Source organism: Frigoribacterium faeni (assembly GCF_007988805.1).
Classification (GTDB): domain Bacteria; phylum Actinomycetota; class Actinomycetes; order Actinomycetales; family Microbacteriaceae; genus Frigoribacterium; species Frigoribacterium faeni.
In genome coordinates this window covers 1-1987 of record NZ_BJUV01000074.1, presented here as the reverse complement: position 1 = coordinate 1987, position 1987 = coordinate 1, and the positions used below count along the sequence as shown (strand labels likewise).

Sequence of the window (1987 nt, the reverse complement as noted above, 5' to 3'; positions counted from 1 at the left end):
CCGGCCGCGCGGCGCGCCGGCCGCGCGGCGCGCGGGCCGGCTACGCGGGCGGCTCGGCGCGCTCGGACTCGGCGATCGCCTCGCTCGGAGTCGGCTTGCCGCGGCGCGACACGAAGGTGACCGCCCACAGCACGATCCCGATCACGAGCAGCCCTCCGGCGATCTCGTACTGCTCGGCCCCGCGCCCCGACGACACCGGCAGCACGAGCCACAGGCACGCGACGACGCCGATCACCGGCAGCACGGTGCCCGCCCGGAAGTGCTTCTGCGTCACGCGGTCGCGGCGCAGCACGAGCACCGCGACGTTGACGACCGCGAACACGGCCAGCAGCAGCAGCGAGGTCGTGCCGCCGAGCACCGCCACGATGGGCGATTCGGGCGACAGCGACACGTAGCCGATCAGCGCGAGCGCGAGCGCCGTGGTGAAGACGATCGCGGCCCACGGGGTCTGGCGCTTCGCATGCACCCTCGACAGGAACCCGGGCAGCACGCCCTGGCGACTCATGCCGTAGAGCAGGCGGCTGGCCATCATCATGTTGATCAGCGCGCTGTTGGCGACGGCGAACATCGAGATGAAGGGCAGCAGCTGTCCGATGGGGAAGTCGGGGGCCGCCGTGTTGACGACGGTCACGAGCGGCGTCTCGTTGTCGGCCAGCTCGCCGATCGGCACGACCGCGACGGCGCAGATGGCGACCAGCACGTAGATGACGGCGGCGATGCCGAGCCCGGTGAGCATGACCTTCGGGAAGATCCGGCTCGGGTCCTTCGTCTCCTCGGCCATGTTGACGCTGTCCTCGAAGCCGACCATGGCGAAGAACGCGAGCGACGTCGCCGTGCTGATGCTCAGCAGCAGCGACTTGTCGCCCGGGGTCTCGAACAGCACGACCCGACCCCAGTCGGCGTTGCCGCCGGCGATGAACCAGAAGCCGATCAGGATGACCATCAGCAGACCGGACAGCTCGACGAGCGTCAGCACGACGTTCGCCTTGACGCTCTCGCTCACGCCCCGGAAGTTGATCGCCATCACCAGCAGCATGAACCCCATCGCGATCGCCATGACGACGCCGTTCGACAACTCGACGCCGATGCCCGCCGCGAGGTTGGCCGCGAACGCGCGCGCGGCGGTCGAGGCGCTCGTGATGCCCGAGCACATCACGACGAAGCACACGATGAACGTGACGAAGTGGATGCCGAACGCCTTGTGCACGTAGAGGGCGGCCCCGGCCGTCTGCGGGTACTTCGTCACGAGCTCGAGGTACGAGAACGCGGTCACCAGGGCGACGGCGAACGCGATCAGGAACGGCAGCCAGGCCGCGCCTCCCACCTCGGCGGCGACCTGCCCGGTGAGCGCGTAGACGCCCGTGCCGAGGATGTCGCCCACGATGAACAGCAGCAGGAGCTTGGGGCCGATCGCCCGTTTCAGCTCGGTGGGCGTCTCACCGGTGTCGGTGGTCGGCGGCTTCGTGTTGCTCGACGTGGTCATGGCGACCTCCGGGTGCGTCGGTGGAGCACGGATGTCTGCGACATCCTGCCCCCGTTCCGCGTCGATTGTCGACCCCCGGTGCCGGGGAGGCGCGGTGCGGCCGAGGAGGCGCGGTGCGAGCAGAGCGGGGAGGCGCGCGTAGCGTTGACCCTCCGACCGCAGGAGGAACCGCATGACCACGACCGTCCATCTCGAACTGCACTTCGACGCCGCCGATCTCGACCTCGCCCACGACATCGTCCGCGAGACGCTCGTCGCCACCCGCGCCTGGCCGGGCTGCGAGGCCCTCGAGGTCGTCGTCGACGACGCCGATCCGACCCGCGCGATCGTGGTCGAGACCTGGGCCACGTCGGCGGATCACGAGGCGTACGTCGCCTGGCGCGCCACCCCGGAGGGCGCGAACCGTCTGCCCGAGGTGCTCGTCGAGGCGCCGACCACCCGTTCGTTCTCCGAGACGATCCCGCTCGCGTCCTGACCATCGGGCCGAGGAGGCGCGGGTCGTCG

Annotated in this window: 2 protein-coding genes; one reads left to right on the top strand and one right to left on the bottom strand. The window is 70.3% G+C overall.

All coding sequences use genetic code 11. The features are described from left to right. Nucleotides 1-40: 40 nt before the first annotated feature. Nucleotides 41-1483, bottom strand: a complete 1443-nt coding sequence (locus FFA01_RS15760) for an APC family permease (protein WP_146857131.1) — start codon at nt 1481-1483, stop codon at nt 41-43. Nucleotides 1484-1655: 172 nt separating this feature from the next. Between FFA01_RS15760 and FFA01_RS15755 the strand changes: the two genes are divergently transcribed. Continuing rightward, nucleotides 1656-1958, top strand: coding sequence for a putative quinol monooxygenase (locus FFA01_RS15755; RefSeq protein ID WP_146857130.1), 303 nt, complete (start codon nt 1656-1658; stop codon nt 1956-1958). Nucleotides 1959-1987 lie beyond the last annotated feature (29 nt).